This is a genomic window from Xanthomonas sacchari, assembly GCF_024266585.1.
GTDB classification, from domain to species: domain Bacteria; phylum Pseudomonadota; class Gammaproteobacteria; order Xanthomonadales; family Xanthomonadaceae; genus Xanthomonas_A; species Xanthomonas_A sacchari_C.
In genome coordinates, this window is the sequence record NZ_CP100647.1 from 640,905 (window position 1) to 657,887 (window position 16,983).

The window sequence follows — 16,983 nt, forward strand, 5'->3', positions numbered from 1 at the left end:
CACCGCAATCGGGGGTTGCCGGAAACGCCGAGAACCCCGGCGTTTTCCATTCCCCATTCCCCATTCCCGACTCCCGGCTCATTTCCTCGGCGCCTCCACCTTGGCCAGCAGCGCACCCAGGGCGTCGTCGGCGCTCTGGCCTTCGATCTGCAGTTCCGGGGCCAGGGCGATGCGGTGGCGCAGGGCGGGCTTGGCCACGTCGCGGATGTCGTCGGGGATGACGAAATCGCGGCCGGACAGCACCGCCTGCGCGCGCGCCGCGCGGACCAGGGCGATGCTGCCGCGCGGGCCGGCGCCCAGGGCGATGCCGGGCCAGCGGCGGGTGGCGGCGACGATGCGCACGGCGTAGTCGATGACCTGCGGGTCGACCGCGATGGCGGCGGTGCCGGCCTGCATCGCCACCACGTCCTCGGCGCCGAGCACGCGCGGCACCTGCGACAGGTCGAAGTCGCCGGCGCTGCGGCCGCTGGTGACCGCGGTGACCATGCGCGCCTCGTCCTCCAGCTGCGGGTAGTCGATCAGGATCTTCAGCAGGAAACGGTCCAGCTGCGCTTCCGGCAACGGGTAGGTGCCTTCCTGCTCGACCGGGTTCTGCGTGGCCAGGGCCAGGAACGGCGGCGCCAGCGGGAAGGCCGTGCCTTCGATGGTGACCTGGCCTTCCTGCATCACTTCCAGCAGCGCCGACTGGGTCTTGGCCGGGGCGCGGTTGATCTCGTCGGCCAGCAGCAGGTGGGTGAACACCGGGCCGCGGCGGATCTTGAAGCTTTCGGTCTTGGGGTCGTACACGGCATGGCCGCTGACGTCGCTGGGCATCAGGTCCGGGGTGAACTGCACGCGTGCGTAGTTCAGTTCCAGCGCCTGCGCCAACGCGCGCACCAGCAGGGTCTTGCCGAGGCCGGGCACGCCCTCGATCAGCACGTGGCCGCCGGCCAGCAGCGCGATCAGGATCTGCTCCAGCACCTGCGGCTGGCCGATGAAGGCGTGGCCGACCGCGGCGCGGATCGCCTCGGCGCGTTCGATCAGGGCAGGGCCGGCGAGCGGCGCGACGGCGTCGGAGAAGGCGGTGGTCATAACTGGTTTCTCATCTGGACGAGGAGGCGGATGCGCTCGCGCAAGGCGGCGGATTGGGTGGGCGGCGGCGGTTGCAAGGCCTGTTCGACCTGGGCCACCGGCAGCTGCAGGCGTTCGGCGATGGCGGCGGCCTGGGCCGGGCCCTCCAGCGCCGCGGCGATCGGCGCGCGCCGGCGCAGCCGCGCCAGGAACGCCTCGCGCATCGCCGCGTACAGCAGGTCGGCGCGGCCGTAGCGCAGCAGGTGTTCGCCGCTGGCGCGCACATGCTCCAGCAGCGAGCGGCGATCGGCCGCCGGGGCGGCGCGCAGCGGCCCGAAGCGCTGCATGCGCGACCACAGCCAGGCCAGCAGGATCAGCAGCGCCGGCAGCCAGGCCGGCCAGCCGCGGGTGAACAGGGTGCGCCACAGCGACGGCAGTTCGGCCGAATAGATCAGGTGGATGGTGCCCTGGCCGTAGTTCGGCCCCAGCACCTGCCGGGCCAGCAGGCGGTTGCCCGCCTCGCGCAGCCCGCCGCTGTGCAGCTCCTGGTCGGTCTCCACCGACGAACCCTTGAGCATCGCGCCGAGCCGCTTGTCCTGGTTCTCGAGGAAGTTCAGCTGCGACAGCACGTCCACGCTGCCGTCGCCATAGGGAATGCGCGCAAACACGAAGTCGTCGTTCTCGCCGCTCCACCAGTTGCTGGGCGTGTCCGGATCGATATGGAAGCGGCGGCCGTCGCAGAAGACTTTTTGCGGCGCCGCGCCCGGCACCGCCAGCACCAGGCAGTTGTCCGGGCTGCGCGCCTCGACGCTGACGTCCAGCGCTTCCAGGATCGGCACGTCGCCGTGCTTGACCTCGGCCGTGGGCGTGCGCAGCACCAGATGCCCGCCATGCTCCACCCAGTCCAGCAAGGCCTCGCTGTCGGCCTGGCCGAGCATGCGCGGATCGCCGTACAGCACCACGCTGTCGTGCGGGTGCAGGCGCATCGCCGCCAGGTCCAGGCGTTGCCGCGACTCGGCGCGCACGCCGTCGGCGCGCAGGGTCTGGCGCAGCGCGTACAGCGGGTTGTAGGCGGCTTCGCCGCGCGGCGGCAGCACGATCACCCGCTCGGCGCGTTCGTAGCGGCCCAGGAACCAGGCCGCGGCCACGCTGGCCAGCAGCAGGCCGACCAGGAAGATCAGCGCATTGCGCGTGCCGCTGTTCATGCCTGCCACCGGAACTGGCGCTGCAGGTCGTCGACCAGCGCATCGAAGGCGCTGTCCTCGGGCAGGCGGCCGGCGTAGGCGGCGTGCTGCCAGACCCGCACCATGCGCGCGAACAGGCTGCGGTCGGTCTCATCGGGCAGGCGCTGCGCGGCGCGCAGGCACTGCGCCTCGGTGGCGCTGGGCGGCAGCACTACCGCGGCGCGCTCGCACAGCGTCGCCACGCTGGCCCGGTACAGCAGCGCCAGCGCATCGCGGTGGCGGCCCTCGCGCCAGGCGCGCCGTGCTGCCGTGGCCACGTCGTCGGGCAGCGGTTGCGGCGCCAGCACCGGCTCGTGCTCCGGCGCCGCCACTACCGGCGCCCGCCGGCTGTGGCCGGCGCCGCGCAGCCACGGCAGCCAGTGTTTGGCGGTCAGCAGCACTACCAGCAGCAGGATCGCCACCAGCAGCCACAGGCCCCACTTGCCGACGAAGGCGATGGCCTTGGCCGCGGCCTCGATCCACTTGCCGAACGGGGTGAGATCCCGCTTCTTGTCGTCGGGCTTGGGCGGTTCGTCGGGATTGCGCTTCTTCCAGTAGCCGATGGTGCGCTTGGCGGTCAGCAGCGGGTCGGCGTAGGCGCGGTCGGCGGCGCGGGCGAAGCGCGCATCGGCGGCGGGCACGGTGTCGAACACCTCGTCCAGCGGCACCGGCCGCGCGCCGTGGTGGTGGCTGCCGGTGGCGTGCGCGTCGTCGGTTTCGCTGTCGGTATCTGCATCTGCATCTGCATCGGTGTCCGCGTCGGCGTCGGTCTCGTCATCGCGCTCGTCGGTGGCGGGTGCCGCCTGCTTCGCCGCGGTGTGGTCGGCCGCCGGTTGCGCACGCAGCGCTGCGGCCGGTGCGGCGAGCAGGGCCACGCACAGCAGCGCCAGCGGCGCGGCATTGCGCAGGCGCGCGGCCATCCGGCGCAGCGCCATCTCCACGTCCCAGGCTTCGAGCTGGGTGCGCCGATTGAGGTATAGGCCGAAGCCGGCGCCGACGAAGAACGGTTCGATCAGGGTCATCGCCAGCCAGCCGATGGCGTTGAAGCCGATGTCGGCCCATACCGGCGTCTGGTCGCCGATCAGCGCCCAGGCCGCGCGCGCGGTTTCCGGCAACAGGTCGATGGGGACGAACATGAAGATCGTGGCGATGCAGGCCAGGCACAGCATCGCCTCGAAATGCCAGTACACGGTGGCCATCAACAGCGCATGGCCGTAGATGGCCCCGCCCAGGGTGCGGCGGCGCTCGCGCTGCTGGTCGGGGCTTGCGCCTTCCAGCAGCTCCAGCGGCATGAACACGCTGCGCGCCGGGCTCAGCCGGCGCCAGGTCAGGTAGCCGAGCAGGATGCGCCAGCCCCAGGCGCCTTGCGCGCGCACGGTGTCGCGCACGCGCGGCACGTCGCCGAACACGGCACGCGAGATCACGAACAGCGGGATCCGGTCCAGCACCGGCTTCAGCCACCACAGCAGCAGCGGCGCCAGCCACAGCTGGTCGATCGCCCAGGCGCCGAGGTTGAGCACGACGAACAGCGGCAGGGTGACCAGCAGCCAGGGCTTCCAGATCGCCCCGGCGTGGCGGCGGACCAGGGCGTTGCCCAGTTCCATCGCTTCCCAGGCCGAGCGTGCGCGCAGCACCACGTCCAGGCGCTCAATCCGCATCGACGGCCTCCGCCCGGCCGCGCCCGCCGCGCCACAGCCACACCAGCACCAGCGTCCACAGCACCGCGGACACGCTGTACTTGACCCATGCCGGCACGGTCGCGATGGACGACCAGAACGCCTCGATGAAAGCGGCCACCAGCAGCATCGCGGCCACGCCCAGGCACAGCCGGGCGCCGATCCTGCCGCCTTCCACCAACGCATCGACGCGCCGCCGCCGCCCTGGCGCCAGCACCTTCAGGCCGAGCTGCAGGCCGGCGCCGCCGGCGATCACGATCGCGGTCAGCTCGAACGGCGCATGCCCGGCGACGAAGCGCCAGAAGGTGACGCCGTAACCGATCTGGTGCAGGTGTCCGGCCACCGCGCCGATGGTGATGCCGTTGAACAGCAGCACCAGCACCGTGCCCAGCCCCGCCAGCAGGCCGCTGGCGAAGGTGCGCAGGCCGATGCTGATGTTGTTCATGATGTAGTGGCCGAACATCTGCCAGTCGGTGCCGCTGTCGCGGCCGAGCTTCTGCGCGCTGGCGGCCGGGTCGTACATGCGCTCGATCTGGCTGACCTGCATCGGGTCCATCAGCCCGTGGATCAGTTCCGGCCGGAACTGCAGCAGCACGAAGATGGTCACCAGCGGCACCACGAACAGCGCGGCGGCCGCGGCCATGTAGCCGGCCTGGCTGCGCACCAGCTGCGGGAACTCGGCGAACAGGAACTCCGCCGCGCGCCGCCAGCGCGGCCGCGGCGCCCGGTACAGCACGGTGTGGCCCTGCTGCATCAGGTGCTGCAGGCGCGCGGTCACCTGCGGGCTGTAGCCGCGCTTGCTCGCCAGCGCCTGCTGCTGGCACAGGCGCCGGTAGCGCGCCGGCATGTCCTCGTCGGCGAGCGGCAGCGGCGGCGGGCTCGGCGGCGCGACCGCGTCCGTGGCCTCGGCGATGGTCTTGCGGGCCTGCTTGCGCCCGCTGTGCTGCAGCCAGGCTTCGAACGCCTGCCATTCGTGCTGATGGCGAAGGACGAACTGTTCCTGCTTCATCGGCGCCCCAGCAACCAGTTGGCCATCGCGTACAGGCGCAGCACCCCGGCCTGGCCCGGCGTGTCGGTCAGCGGCTGCGCCAGCGCGGCCAGTTCCAGTTGCCGCTCCGGGGTGAGCCGGGGCGCGCGCTCGGCGAAGGCGATCAGCGCCGCCTGTTCGGCCGGCAGCAGCGGCCGCGGCGGGGCGAGCGCGCTGGCGATCGGCGGCAATGCCGCGTCCTCGCGCGGCGGCTGGTGCACCACCAGCGTGCCCGCGACCAGGTCGCCCAGGCGCCGCGAATGGGCGTCGAACAGGCAGGCGATCAGGCCGACGGCATAGCCGAACGGCAGCATGTCCACGGTGCGCAGCAGGTTGCGGGTGATCGCCGCCATCCACCCCGCCGGCGCGCCGTTGCGCGCCACCACGCGCAGGCCCAGCGCTTGCTTGCCCAGGGTCTGCCCGCGCCAGCCCTCGAGCACGATCGGGTACCCCCAGAACACCAGGAACATCACCACCAGGTACAGGCCCCGGCCGAGTCCGCCGAGCAGGCCGAGGAACATGCCCATCGCGGTCAGCACGGCGAAACGCAGCGCCAGGTCGATCAGCCAGGCCAGCGCGCGCGGCACCGCGCCGGCGGCCGGCAGATGCAGCGGCACGCCTTCGGGGGTGATGACCTCGCGGTAGGTATCGAGCATGCCGCTCACCGCCGCCGCGCGGCGCGGCGGACACGGGCGCCTGCGATGTGGGGAGGCCGTCCTTCCGTTCGGCCGGCTGCCTGTGGCGGCATGCTGCTCTCGACTGCGTCCTGCTCCGAAGCGGCACTTTAGCCGGCGTGGCGGGAATTGCCCAGCGCGCCGGCGGTGCCGATCAACGTACCGTGCCGCCGTCGCGCTGGCGCCCGGCGAACAGCTTGCGCACGCCGGCGACCAGGGCCATCAGGCCGACCAGCACCAGCTTCCAGGCCTTGGCCAGCAGCAGGCCGAGCTTGGCGAACAGGCCGGCCTTGGCCGCCAGGCCGCCGCCGATCAGGGTGGCCAGGCCATAGCTGGCGATCTTGTCGGTGGACGGGTTGTGGTCGGCATAGCGGGCGCCGCTGTCGAACTCGGCCATCGGCAGCAACTGCTGCATGCCTTCGCGCACCTGCGCCAGTTCGCCCATGCCCGAGACCGCATTGAGGCTCAGGTAGCCATTCCGTCCGAGCACGCGGATGTCGTAGTTGAGGGTGTGCTCGCGCTCGCCCGCGAACGCCAGCTCGCGCGCCCAGTACAGCTTCTTGCTGCCGGTGTCGTAGCGCGGCGGCACCGCCCAGCCGACCAGGTCGACCTGCTCGTAGCCGGCCTTCTTGCGCTGCGCGTTGGACTCGCGCGTCTCCTGCTGCATGTCCTTGAGCATGGCCTGGTAGTCGATCTTGCTGGCGTCCTCGTCGGACACGTAGCCGTCGTCGGAATAGGTGACCACCACCGCCCAGCTGCCTTTTTCGTCGAGCGCGGGTTGGCGCGGCACGATCAGGCCCAGCACGTCGTCGTCGGGCGGGTTGCCCCAGTAGCTCTCCAGCACCCTGCGCGCGTCGGTCTTGTCCAGAAAGCGGAATGCCGGGCCGAGGTCGAAATGCACCTTGGCCTGCGGCAGTTCGATATGCCCGTCGCGGAAATGCAGCGAGCCGACGAACTGCTCGGCGGTCATGTCCGGGCCGCTGTCCTGGGCCTGGGCCGGAAGGGCGGTAGCGCACAGCGCACAGAAAAAAGCAGCCAGCAGGCCGCGCGGCGAGATCTTGATCATCGGCGATTCCATTCGTTCGGTGGCGTCCCCACGCCAGAGACGCATAGTGTCGCGCAAGCGCGTGGGGCGCGCCAGTCGCCAGCGCGCGCTCGTGCCGGTCCACGGTGCCGCGCGGCGTCCTGCCCGCGCGGCGCCGGCAGCGCTCAGGCGGGCGACGCCGGCGCAGGTCTTAGGCCGGCGTCGAAGGCGGCCAGCAACTGCGCGCCGTGTGGCCATGCGCCCAGGCCGCTGGCCGCATTGAGGTGTCCCAGGCGGTCGAGTTCGACCAGTCCGCTGCCCCAGTCGGCTGCGCAGCGGCGGCTGTAGGACGGCGCCGCGTACGGATCGTCGTTGCTGGCCACGATCAGGCTGGGAAACGGCAGCGGTGCGACCGGCACCGGGACGAAACTGGCCGCGTGCGCATGCGGGAACGCGGCGCTGTGCGGATCGGGCACCGCAACCAGGAAGGCGCCGCGCGGCAGGCGTTCGGCGCGCGCGGCCCAATGCGCGACCAGCAGGCAACCCAGGCTGTGCGCGATCAGCAGCGGCGGTGTGGCGCAGTGCTGCACGCAGCGGTCGAGCGCGCTCAGCCAGTCGTGCAGTTGCGGGTGCGCGAACGACGCCGGCTGCAGCCGGCGCATGCGCGGGTCGTGCTGCTGCCAGAGGGTTTGCCAGTGCTCCGGCCCCGAGTCGCCGATGCCCGGCACGATCACCACGTCCTGCATGCGCTACGCTCCGTTGGAGGAAAGCGTGAGTGTCGCGCTGCCTGCCTGGCACCGCCATGGCGATGCATCGGCGCAAGCGGCGGTTTTCCGATGAATCCACGGTGCATGACGAGGGGGCGAAGCGAGTGGCGGCGAAAACCTGGCGGGGCGATGCGCTGGATTACGCGATCCTGGAGGCGCTGCAGTGCGACGGCCGCATTGCCCTGGCGGCGCTGGGGCGGCGCATCGGCCTGTCGCAGCCGGCGATGTCCGAGCGCGTGCGCCGGCTCGAGGAACAGGGCGTGATCACCGGCTACACCGCGCGTGTCGATCCGCGCGCGCTGGGCCTGGCGACCTCGGCGATCGTCCGCCTGCGCACCACGCATGCGCAGATCGGCGCGTGCCTGCAACTGTTCGCGCAGATGCCGCAGGTGCTGGACGTGCACCGGGTCACCGGCGAGGACTGCTTCGTGCTGCGCGTGCTGGTGCCTGCGCCGGCGCAACTGGAGCCGGTCATCGATGCCCTGGCGCGCTTCGGTGCGGTGACCACCAGCGTGGTGCTGCGCAGCGAGACGCCGCGCCCGATCGGCCGCGCGTTGCTGGCGTTGGCGGCGGAGTAGCGGTGGCGGCTACTCCGACGCCGCCGCGGCCGCGCCCAGATAGCGGTCCTTCAGCCGCACGTAGTGCTGCGCCGAGTAGTGCAGGCTCTCGATCTCCTTGTCGCTGAGCATGCGCGCCTTGCGCGCGGGATTGCCCAGCCACAGCTCGCCTTCGCCGACGGTCTTGCCCGGGCCGACCACCGCGCCGGCGCCGACGAAGCCGTACTTCTTCACCGTGGCGCCGTCGAGGATGCAGGCGCCCATGCCGATCAGGCACAGGTCCTCGATGGTGCAGGCGTGGATGATGGTGCCGTGGCCGACGGTCACGTCCGCGCCGATCAGGGTCGGATAGCCGGCCGCGTTGAACGGGCTGTGGTGGCTGACGTGGATGATGGTGCCGTCCTGGATGTTGCTGCGCGCGCCGATGCGCACGTAATTGACGTCGCCGCGGATCACCGTGCCCGGCCATACCGACACGTCGTCCTCCAGCACCACGTCGCCGATCAGGGTGCAGGCCGGATCCACATAGACGCGTGCGCCCAGTTGCGGGGTCTTGTCGAGGTAGGGGCGAAGCGGGGACATGGCGCTCTCCGGCGGTGGGCGGCCGGCGGCCACGCGGGCGCCGATGATAGCGTGGCGCCCGGCGCCGGTTGCCGCCTTCGGAACGCCCGCAAGGACGGGGCCTTGCGGGCGTTTGTGCGATAAACGCACTGCCAATCGATATTCGCACTTGAATGGTGCAGTGCGATAAAACTAGCGTTGCCGCTGTTCCGGCGCCTGGCAGCGCACGACGTGTGCGCAGATGGCCGCCGTGCCGTCGCCGCCCGCCGCCGGCGCGGTCCCGATTCTGTTGGAGATGGTGCATGTCCTGTGCGTTTTCCCGCGGCCTGGCCCTGCTCGCGGCCCTGCTTCCCGGCGCCGTGCGCGCCTACCAGGCCGAGCCGGTGCCGCCGGCGCCCAGCGTGCTGACCGTGGACCGCTATGCCGACGACGATGCCCCGGGCTCCCTCCGCTGGGCGATCACCACCGCCAACCAGGCGCCCGGCCGCTACCGCATCGAGATCGCCGCGGTCGGCGCGCCGTCCTACGTGATCCGCCCGCGCGCGCCGTTGCCGGCGTTGCAGGGGCCGCTGCAGGTGGTCGGCCTGGCACGGGCGCACGACGGCCAGTACATCGCCATCGACGGCGCCGGCTACATCCAGGGCAAGGGCACCGCCGCCTGCCCGGGCGCGGAGAAGGGCCAGTTCGGCACCAACGTGCGCAGCACCACGCTGCCCGGCCTGGTGCTGCGCGATACCCATGGCGTGGAGCTGAGCGGCCTGGAGATCCGCAACTTCTGCATCGGCGTGCTGATCAACCGCGCCAGCGACAATGTGCTGCGCGACAACCGCATCGTCGCCAACCACGGCGGCGCCGGGGTGATGCTGACCGGCGACGACGGCAACGGCCAGTCCACCGCCACCACCACGGTACGCAACCGCATCGTGCGCAACACCTTCCTCGACAACGGCGACGGCCTGGAACTGACCCGCGGCGCGGCCTGGAACCTGGTGGCCGACAACCTGTTCCACTCCACCGATGCCAACCCCGAGCCCTCGCAGGGCATCGAGATCCTGTGGGGCAACGACAACACCGTGCTGCGCAACCGGTTCGAGCGTTATTCCGACGGGCTGCAGATCAACTGGGGCAACCGCAACACCATCGCCGACAACGACTTCGCCGGCAATTCGATCGGGGTCAGCGTCAGCGGCCGCGACAACCTGATCGAGGGCAACCGCCTGGTCGGCAACGGCATCGGCATCGCGGTGCGTCCGCAGCCGCGCAGCGAACCCAACCGGTTCAGCGCCAACCTGCTCTCCGGCAACGGCCTGAAGATCGAGCGCTGTTTCGCCGGCGGCGCCTGCGCACCGGGCCAGCCGCGCGGCGCCATCGTGTTCGGCGTGCCCGGCCTGGAACACGCGGCCTTCGTCGGCTCGCGCGGCATCGGCGTCGATCCGGACCCGCGCAAGCGCGCGGCGATCTGCGGCGCCGCCGCCGCGGACGGCTGCCAGCCGCCGCCGAACTTCGGCCAGGCCGCCCCGCAGTTGCGCGCGATCGAACGCGGCGCGGGCGTGCCGCAGGTGCAGGGGACCTTCACCGGCCGGCCCGGTCACCTGTACACGGTGGAACTGTTCGGCAACCGCCGCCCTGGCGACGACGAAGCCGAACGCTATCTCGGCCGTGCCGAGGCGTCGGTGGATGCGCAGGGGCAGGGCCGCTTCGCGCTGCCGCTGGAGGCCGACAGCGCGGATCTGGCCACGCTCACCGCCACCGTCACCAGCGACGATGGCGCGACCTCGCCGCTGAGCGCGCCGCTGGCGGTGGCGCCGTGAGCCGTGTCGCTCCCGCCGGCGCTCGCGCGGTGCGACGCCTGCCGTCGTTGCCGGTCTGGTCGCTGCTGGCCGCGGCCGTCGCCTTCGCCCCGTCCGGCGCCGCCGCGCAGGACGCCACCGACCTGGCGCACAGCACCTTCAGCGGCGACTGGGACGGCGTGCGCAGCGACTGGCTGCGGCGCGGCGTCAACGTGCGCGGCGACTATGTCGGCGAAGCCATGGGCCTGGTCGACGGCGGCCGCGGCGAGCGCGGCGCGCGCTATGCGCAGCAGGTGCGGATGGGCGTGGACCTGGACCTGGCGAAACTGGCCGGCTGGGACGGCGGCACAGTGCATGTGACCCTCAACGACCGCCGCGGCCGCAGCACCTCGGCCGACCTGCTCGGCAACCGCTTCCCGATCCAGGAAGCCTACGGCGGCCAGTTCACCCGGCTGACCGAACTGAGCTACGACCGCCGCTTCAACGACGGCCGTTCCTACGTCAAGGCCGGCTTCTATGCGATGGGCAACCAGTTCGGCGCGCACACGCTGCTGACCAACTTCGTCAACGCCGCGTTCTGCGCGCATCCGCTGGCGATGTCCGGCAACAGCGGTTGGTACAACTATCCCAACGCGCGCTGGGGCGCGGAGGTGGCGCAGCAACTGACGCCGGCGGCGAACCTGCGGGTCGGCTGGTTCCAGGTCAATCCCCGCACCAACAACAACGTGCACACCGCGTTCGACCTGGCCGCGCGCGGCACCACCGGCTCGCTGTTCCCCGTGGAGCTGACCTGGACGCCGGGCGCCGGCGGCGCCTATCCGGGCACCTACAAGTTCGGCGGCTACTACGACTCCTCGCGGGTGCCGCGCAAGGGCCTGGATCCGCGCGCCACCACCGGCCGCGACGGCGCCTACCTGCTGGTCGAACAGAAGCTTTACTCGCCCGGTGGCGAACGTGGGCGCGGCCTCACCGGCTTCGCCCAGTACATGGTGTCCGACCGCGCCACCGCGCAGATCACCCGCTGGTACGCGCTGGGCGGGGTGTACCAGGGCATCGGCCGGCGCAGCCAGGACCGCATCGCCCTGGGCTACGTCGGCGCCGACATCAACCATCGCCTGCTCGACGCGCGGCGCGCGGCGCTGCTCGATGCCGGCGTGCCGCCGGACGCGCCGGTGTTCGCGCTCGACACCGCCGAGGAACTCTACGAACTGTCCTACAGCGCGCAGCTGACGCCGTGGCTGATGCTGCGGCCGGATGTGCAGTACATCGTCAACCCCGGCACCTTCGCCTATGCGCGCACCGACAACGCGCTGGCGGTGGGGCTGCAGGTCAAGCTCACCTTCTGAGCGCGCGCTGCGCGCCTCCTTGCCCAGGCCGATCCCGATGCCCCTGTTTCCACCACGACTGATGTTCCTGTGCTGCGCCGGTCTGCTGCTGGCGTCGCCGTTGCAGGCCGCGCCCGCGGCGCTTCCGGCAGCGGCGCCCGCGTCAGCGCCCGCGGCGGCCCCGTTGCCGGCGCCGCAACTGCTGCAGATCCGCGGGCTCGCCATCGGCACCGGCCTGCCGAAGATCATCGTGCCGATCACCGCCCATGACGCCGAGCAGGCGCTGGCGCAGGCGCAGCGCATCGCCGCCTCGCCGGATGCGGACATGGCCGAATGGCGCATCGACCTGATGGACGGCGCCACCGACGCGGCGGCGCTGGCGGCATTGGGGCCGCGCCTGGCGCAGGCATTGCACGGCAAGCCGCTGCTGCTGACCTTCCGCACCAACGCCGAGGGCGGTGCGGTGCCGCTCGACGATGCCGCCTACGGCGCGCTGTACGCGCGGCTGCTGGACGCGCGCTTCGCCGACCTGCTCGACGTGGAGATGTTCCGCGACCCGGCGGTGGTGCGGCAGCTGGTGCAGCACGCGCACCGGCAAGGCGTGTACGTGGTGATGTCCAGCCACGACTTCCACGCCACCCCGCCGGTGGCCGAGATGGTGGCGCGGCTGCAGCGCCAGCAGGCGCTGGGCGCCGACGTGCTGAAGATCGCGGTGATGCCGCGCGACCCGGGCGACGTGCTGCATCTGCTCGACGCCACCTGGCAGATGCGCCAGCGCAGCGGCCAGCCGCTGCTGACCATGGCGATGGGGCCGCTGGGCGCGGTGTCGCGGCTGTCCGGCGGCACCTTCGGGCAGAGCCTGACCTTCGGCATGCTCGGCAGCGCCTCGGCGCCGGGGCAGATCGACGCGGTGCGGTTGCGGCAGGCGCTCGACGCGCTGCATGCCGCCGCGCCCCCCAAGTAAGCCCGCGACGCTGCGGTTCTCGTTCGCCGTTCTAGCAGGAGTGTTGCCATGAGCCATGCCGCCGCCCCGCCCACCGCCCTGGTCCTGGAGCGCATGAGCGGTTTCCAGTGGACGGCCATTGCGGTCTGCGTGCTGTTGAACATGCTGGACGGGTTCGACGTGATGGTGATGGCGTTCATCGCCCCGCACGTGTCGGAGGCCTGGCACTTGTCCGGCAAGCTGCTGGGGATCGCGCTCAGCGCCGGGCTGGTGGGCATGGCGCTGGGCTCGCTGCTGCTGGCGCCGCTGGCCGACCGCTGGGGCCGCCGCAACATGATCCTGTGCTGCCTGGCGATCCTGACCGTCGGCATGGCCGCCTCGGCGCTGGCGCAGAACATCTGGCAACTGGCCGTGCTGCGCGTGTTCACCGGCATCGGCATCGGCGGCATGCTTGCCGGCGTGGGCGTGATCACCGCCGAATACGCAAGCCCGAAGTGGCGCAGCACCGCGGTTGCGCTGCAGGCCACCGGCTATCCCATCGGCGCCACGCTCGGCGGGCTGGTCGCCGCGGCGCTGCTGGAACGCTGGGGCTGGCACGCGGCCTTCCTGTTCGGCGCCCTCGCGTCGCTGCTGTGCATCCCGGTGGTGCTGGCGCTGCTGCCCGAATCGTTGGATTTCCTGCTCAGCCGGCGCCCGCCGGATGCGCTGGCGCGGCTCAACGCGCTGCTGGCGCGCATGCGCGCACCGACGCTGGACGCGCTGCCGCCGCGGCCGCCGGTGCAGGAGAAGGCGGGTTACGCGGCGCTGTTCACCCCGCGCCTGCGTCGCAACAGCGTGCTGATCGCGCTGGGCTTCTTCATGCACATGTTCGCCTTCTACTTCGTGCTGAGCTGGACGCCCAAGCTGCTGGTGCAAGCCGGGCTGTCGGCCGAACAGGGCGTCACCGGCGGCGTGCTGCTGAACCTGGGCGGCATCGTCGGTGGCGCGGTGTTCGGCGCTCTGGCCGCACGCTTCGCGCTGCCGCGGTTGACCGCGGCCAGCTTCCTGATCGCCGCACTGGGGATGGTGGTGTTCGCCACGCTGGGCGCGCAGCTGCAGCTGGCCTTCCCGGTGGCCTTCGTGATCGGCGCGGCGCTGTTCGGCTCGATGGCCGGCCTGTATGCGGTGGCGCCGATCGTGTTCGAGCCGACCGTGCGTACCACCGGCCTGGGCTGGGCGATCGGCATCGGCCGCGTCGGCGCGATCCTCTCGCCGATGACCGTCGGCGTGCTGGTCGACGCCGGCTGGCAGCCGGCCAATCTGTACTACGTGCTGGCGTTGCCGCTGCTGGTGGCCATTGCCGCGGTGTTGACGATGCGGCTGCAGCCAGCGCGTTGAAGCCAGGGCGACCCGCCGGGCGCGCGCTGCGCCAACCTCCGAGAACAACGCGCTTGACGGCGCTGGCGGTGCCGGCCTGGCCTGTGTCGCTCCCTCGGCGCCGCTGCCCGGCGCCGGGACCAATGTGGCGGCGGTGACGTTCGGCGACCACCAATTCCAGCGCTGGACGGGCACTGCAGGCGCCGTGTGCTGGCACCGTGCCAGCGTCGCGCATCTGCCCCCCACCTTCCGGATCCTCGGACGTGGTGGGCATGGAACTTGTGCGTTCTCGGTGCCCGGCATCGCGGTGCCGGCCACCATGCTGCGCCCGGTCGAGGCGCCCTGAGGCCCCAAGGACGCGGGGCCAGCCATTGCCACCGCGCGCGGGTGGCAATGGTGCGGCGTGTTCCTACTTGGCGTCCGGCAGCGCGTAGGCGATCACGTAGTCGCCGCGGTCCGGCGACTGCCGCGCGCCGCCGGCGGTGATCACCACGTACTGCTTGCCGTTCTTGGCCGAGAGGTAGGTCATCGGCCCGCCCTGGCTGCCCACCGGCAGCCGCGCCTTCCACAGTTCCTTGCCGGTGCCGCTGTCGTAGGCGCGCAGGTAGTAGTCCTGGGTGCCGGCGATGAACACCAGGCCGCTCTGGGTGACCAGGGTGCCGCCCAGGGTCGGCATGCCGATCGGAATCGGCAGGTGCATCTTGAAGCCGAGCGGGCCGGTGTCCTGCACCGTGCCCACCGGCACCTGCCAGGCGATGCGGCGGGTCTTCAGGTCGATCGCGCTGAGCGTGCCGAACGGCGGCGCCTGGCAGGGGATGCCCAGCGCCGACAGGAAGCGGTTCTTGTTGACCGCGTACGGCGTGCCCTTCAGCGGCACCGCGCCCATGCCGGTGTTGACCGCCTCGCCGCCGCTGGAGGCGGCCGCCTTCTCGGCCTTCTGCGGGATCATCTGCACCCACAGGCCCAGGCGCATGTCGTTGGCGAACACCACGTCGTGCACCGGGTCGACCGACAGGCCGCCCCAGTTCATGCCGCCCAGCGAGCCGGGGAAACTCAGCGACACGTCGGTGCCGGGCGCGGTGTACAGGCCTTCGTAGCGCATCTTCTTGAAGGCGATGCGGCACAGCATCTGGTCCAGCAGGGTGGCGCCCCACATGTCCGCTTCGCGCAGGTGCTTGGTGCCGATCTGCGGCATGCCCACCGACAGCGGTTGGGTCAGCGCATACGGTTCGTGCGGGATGTCGGCGGCCTTGACCGGCACCTCGCGGACGTCGGTCAGCGGCCTGCCGGTGGCGCGGTCGAGCACGTACAGCTGGCCGGCCTTGGTGCCGATGATCAGCGCCGGCACGCGGCGGCCGTCGGCCATCGGGAAGTCGATCAGGCTCGGCTGCATCGGCAGGTCGAAGTCCCACAGGTCGTTGTGCACGGTCTGGTAGACCCACTTGACCTTGCCGGTGCTGGCGTCCAGCGCGGTGATCGAAGCGCCGAAGCGGTGGTCCAGCGCGGTGCGCTCGGCGCCGTACAGGTCGGTGGACGGGCTGCCCATCGGCAGGAACACGGTGTTGGAGGCGGCGTCGTAGGACATCGGCGCCCACACGTTGGGGGTGCTGCGCACATAGGTCTTGCCCGGCGCCGGCGGCTGCGTGTCCTGCGGGTTGCCGGGATCGAACGCCCAGCGCTGCGCGCCGGTGATCACGTCGAAGCCGCGGATCACGCCGCCGGGCATGTCGGCTTGCACGTTATCGGCGACGCGGCCGCCGACCACCACCGTGGTCCCGGCCACGGTCGGCGCCGAGGTCAACTGGTAGAACGGATCCGGCGCGGCGCCGAGGCCGGCTTTCAGGTCGACCTGGCCGTTCTGGCCGAAGCCGGTGCAGAACGCGCCGGTGTCCGCGTCCAGCGCGATCAGCCGCGCGTCGATGGTGTTGGTCAGCACGCGCCGCCGGCAGTTCGCGCCGGCCGGCAGCACCGCCGCCGCCACCGGCGACGCGTTGGCGGCGCTGGGCTGGGCCAGCGCCGCGTCGGCATCGAAGTAGGCCAGGCCGCGGCAGCGCTGCCAGACCGAGGACTGCGCATTGATCTCGCGCTTCCACAGTTGCCGGCCGCTGCTGGCGTCCAGCGCAATGACGTTGTTGTGCGGGGTGCACACGAACAGTGTCTCGCCGATCTGCAGCGGGGTGGTCTGGTCCTCGGCGCCGTTGCCGTCGCTGACGGCGATGTCGCCGGTGCGGTAGGTCCAGGCCACCTGCAACTGGTCGACGTTGCCGCGGCCGATCTGGTCCAGCGCGGCGAAACGGCTGCCGCCGGCGGTGTTGCCGTAGTGGCTCCAGTCGCGTTGCGCCTGCGCCGGGGTCACCGGCACCGGCGCCGGTCCGGGGCCGCTGGCGACCACCGGCGGATGCGGCACGAACATGCCGGCCAGGCCGCCGGCGCAGGCCAGCGCCAGCACCGCCGCCAGCGCATAGGCGCCGCGGCCCCCGGGCAGGCCGCGGGCGCGGCGCAGGGTCGGGTAGGCGAGGGCGACCAGCAGCGCCAGCACCGCCGGCATCATCAGCCGCGACACCAGCGGCCAGAACGCCAGGCCGGCGTCCCAGTACGCCCAGGCCACGCTCAGTACGAAGGCCAGCGCGTACAGCCAGGCGCCGGCCGGGCGCCGCCGCAGCACCAGCAGCGCCGCGGCCACGCAGGCCGCGCCCATCGCCAGGAAGTAGACGCTGCCGCCGAGCGTGGCCAGGCGGATGCCGCCGACCAGCAGCGCCAGCCCGATCAGCGCCAGCAGCAGGCCGACGCTCCACAGCACGATCCGGCCGCCGGCCGACACATCCGATTGGGTTTGCACGTTTTCGATCCTCTGCAGGGTAGGCGCGCGGCGCCCGCGGCCGGCCACGACGGCGGCGAGGACGGGGTGTGCGCACGATGGCATGCCGCGGCCCGGAAGCACGTCGACAACGTGGGCGATTATCGCATTTGTGTTCGGTAATAGAACGAATGCCGCGGTTCGCCGGCGCGA

Annotated in this window: 14 protein-coding genes; 5 read left to right on the forward strand and 9 right to left on the reverse strand. The window is 71.8% G+C overall.

Annotation, left to right across the window (positions count from 1 at the left end):
• Positions 1-78: 78 nt before the first annotated feature.
• The 7 genes from NKJ47_RS02685 to NKJ47_RS02715 form a co-directional block, all read right to left on the reverse strand.
• On the reverse strand, positions 79-1,071 hold the full coding sequence (locus tag NKJ47_RS02685; RefSeq protein WP_254460016.1) for an AAA family ATPase: 993 nt from the start codon (positions 1,069-1,071) through the stop codon (positions 79-81).
• Positions 1,068-2,255, reverse strand: a complete 1,188-nt coding sequence (locus NKJ47_RS02690) for a DUF4350 domain-containing protein (protein WP_254460017.1) — start codon at positions 2,253-2,255, stop codon at positions 1,068-1,070. Before NKJ47_RS02690 ends, NKJ47_RS02685 begins: the two co-directional genes overlap by 4 nt.
• Positions 2,252-3,931: a DUF4129 domain-containing protein gene (locus NKJ47_RS02695; RefSeq protein WP_254460018.1), complete on the reverse strand. Its 1,680-nt coding sequence runs from the start codon at positions 3,929-3,931 to the stop codon at positions 2,252-2,254. Before NKJ47_RS02695 ends, NKJ47_RS02690 begins: the two co-directional genes overlap by 4 nt.
• Positions 3,921-4,958, reverse strand: coding sequence for a stage II sporulation protein M (locus NKJ47_RS02700; protein ID WP_254460019.1), 1,038 nt, complete (start codon positions 4,956-4,958; stop codon positions 3,921-3,923). The genes NKJ47_RS02695 and NKJ47_RS02700 overlap by 11 nt, the downstream gene beginning before the upstream one ends.
• Entirely contained in the window at positions 4,955-5,632 is a 678-nt protein-coding gene (locus NKJ47_RS02705) for an RDD family protein (protein ID WP_254460020.1), read from the reverse strand. The genes NKJ47_RS02700 and NKJ47_RS02705 overlap by 4 nt, the downstream gene beginning before the upstream one ends.
• A 172-nt stretch (positions 5,633-5,804) precedes the next feature.
• Positions 5,805-6,716, reverse strand: coding sequence for a DUF2167 domain-containing protein (locus NKJ47_RS02710; protein WP_429002480.1), 912 nt, complete (start codon positions 6,714-6,716; stop codon positions 5,805-5,807).
• A 143-nt stretch (positions 6,717-6,859) separates the two neighbouring features.
• On the reverse strand, positions 6,860-7,420 hold the full coding sequence (locus NKJ47_RS02715; RefSeq protein WP_254460022.1) for an RBBP9/YdeN family alpha/beta hydrolase: 561 nt from the start codon (positions 7,418-7,420) through the stop codon (positions 6,860-6,862).
• 125 nt (positions 7,421-7,545) lie between these two features.
• Here NKJ47_RS02715 and NKJ47_RS02720 point away from each other — a divergent pair, with 125 nt between their 5' ends.
• On the forward strand, positions 7,546-8,019 hold the full coding sequence (locus tag NKJ47_RS02720) for an Lrp/AsnC family transcriptional regulator (protein WP_254460023.1): 474 nt from the start codon (positions 7,546-7,548) through the stop codon (positions 8,017-8,019).
• A 9-nt stretch (positions 8,020-8,028) separates the two neighbouring features.
• On the opposite strand, the gene NKJ47_RS02725 is transcribed toward NKJ47_RS02720, so the two are convergent.
• Positions 8,029-8,580, reverse strand: a complete 552-nt coding sequence (locus tag NKJ47_RS02725; protein ID WP_254460024.1) for a gamma carbonic anhydrase family protein — start codon at positions 8,578-8,580, stop codon at positions 8,029-8,031.
• Between the two features lie 281 nt (positions 8,581-8,861).
• Between NKJ47_RS02725 and NKJ47_RS02730 the strand changes: the two genes are divergently transcribed.
• The 4 genes from NKJ47_RS02730 to NKJ47_RS02745 are packed head-to-tail and all read left to right on the forward strand — an operon-like array spanning position 8,862 to position 13,994.
• Complete coding sequence (locus NKJ47_RS02730) at positions 8,862-10,370, forward strand: right-handed parallel beta-helix repeat-containing protein (protein ID WP_254460025.1); 1,509 nt, start codon at positions 8,862-8,864, stop codon at positions 10,368-10,370.
• Positions 10,367-11,695, forward strand: a complete 1,329-nt coding sequence (locus NKJ47_RS02735; RefSeq protein WP_254460026.1) for a carbohydrate porin — start codon at positions 10,367-10,369, stop codon at positions 11,693-11,695. The genes NKJ47_RS02730 and NKJ47_RS02735 overlap by 4 nt, the downstream gene beginning before the upstream one ends.
• 37 nt (positions 11,696-11,732) lie before the next feature.
• Positions 11,733-12,638: a type I 3-dehydroquinate dehydratase gene (aroD, locus tag NKJ47_RS02740; protein WP_254460027.1), complete on the forward strand. Its 906-nt coding sequence runs from the start codon at positions 11,733-11,735 to the stop codon at positions 12,636-12,638.
• A 48-nt stretch (positions 12,639-12,686) separates the two neighbouring features.
• Entirely contained in the window at positions 12,687-13,994 is a 1,308-nt protein-coding gene (locus tag NKJ47_RS02745; RefSeq protein WP_254460028.1) for an MFS transporter, read from the forward strand.
• Between the two features lie 388 nt (positions 13,995-14,382).
• Here the strand turns inward: NKJ47_RS02745 and NKJ47_RS02750 are convergent, their stop codons facing one another.
• Positions 14,383-16,812, reverse strand: coding sequence for a membrane-bound PQQ-dependent dehydrogenase, glucose/quinate/shikimate family (locus NKJ47_RS02750; protein WP_254460029.1), 2,430 nt, complete (start codon positions 16,810-16,812; stop codon positions 14,383-14,385).
• Positions 16,813-16,983 lie beyond the last annotated feature (171 nt).

What these genes read in the sequence shown, in the direction of transcription:
- NKJ47_RS02695 (WP_254460018.1), bottom strand. Translation starts at nt 3,931, where the DNA reads ATGCGGATTGAGCGCCTGGACGTGGTGCTGCGCGCACGCTCGGCCTGG.
- NKJ47_RS02685 (WP_254460016.1), bottom strand. Translation starts at nt 1,071, where the DNA reads ATGACCACCGCCTTCTCCGACGCCGTCGCGCCGCTCGCCGGCCCTGCC.
- NKJ47_RS02730 (WP_254460025.1), top strand. Translation starts at nt 8,862, where the DNA reads ATGTCCTGTGCGTTTTCCCGCGGCCTGGCCCTGCTCGCGGCCCTGCTT.
- NKJ47_RS02705 (WP_254460020.1), bottom strand. Translation starts at nt 5,632, where the DNA reads ATGCTCGATACCTACCGCGAGGTCATCACCCCCGAAGGCGTGCCGCTG.
- aroD (WP_254460027.1), top strand. Translation starts at nt 11,733, where the DNA reads ATGCCCCTGTTTCCACCACGACTGATGTTCCTGTGCTGCGCCGGTCTG.
- NKJ47_RS02715 (WP_254460022.1), bottom strand. Translation starts at nt 7,420, where the DNA reads ATGCAGGACGTGGTGATCGTGCCGGGCATCGGCGACTCGGGGCCGGAG.
- NKJ47_RS02690 (WP_254460017.1), bottom strand. Translation starts at nt 2,255, where the DNA reads ATGAACAGCGGCACGCGCAATGCGCTGATCTTCCTGGTCGGCCTGCTG.
- NKJ47_RS02745 (WP_254460028.1), top strand. Translation starts at nt 12,687, where the DNA reads ATGAGCCATGCCGCCGCCCCGCCCACCGCCCTGGTCCTGGAGCGCATG.
- NKJ47_RS02710 (WP_429002480.1), bottom strand. Translation starts at nt 6,716, where the DNA reads ATGATCAAGATCTCGCCGCGCGGCCTGCTGGCTGCTTTTTTCTGTGCG.
- NKJ47_RS02725 (WP_254460024.1), bottom strand. Translation starts at nt 8,580, where the DNA reads ATGTCCCCGCTTCGCCCCTACCTCGACAAGACCCCGCAACTGGGCGCA.
- NKJ47_RS02700 (WP_254460019.1), bottom strand. Translation starts at nt 4,958, where the DNA reads ATGAAGCAGGAACAGTTCGTCCTTCGCCATCAGCACGAATGGCAGGCG.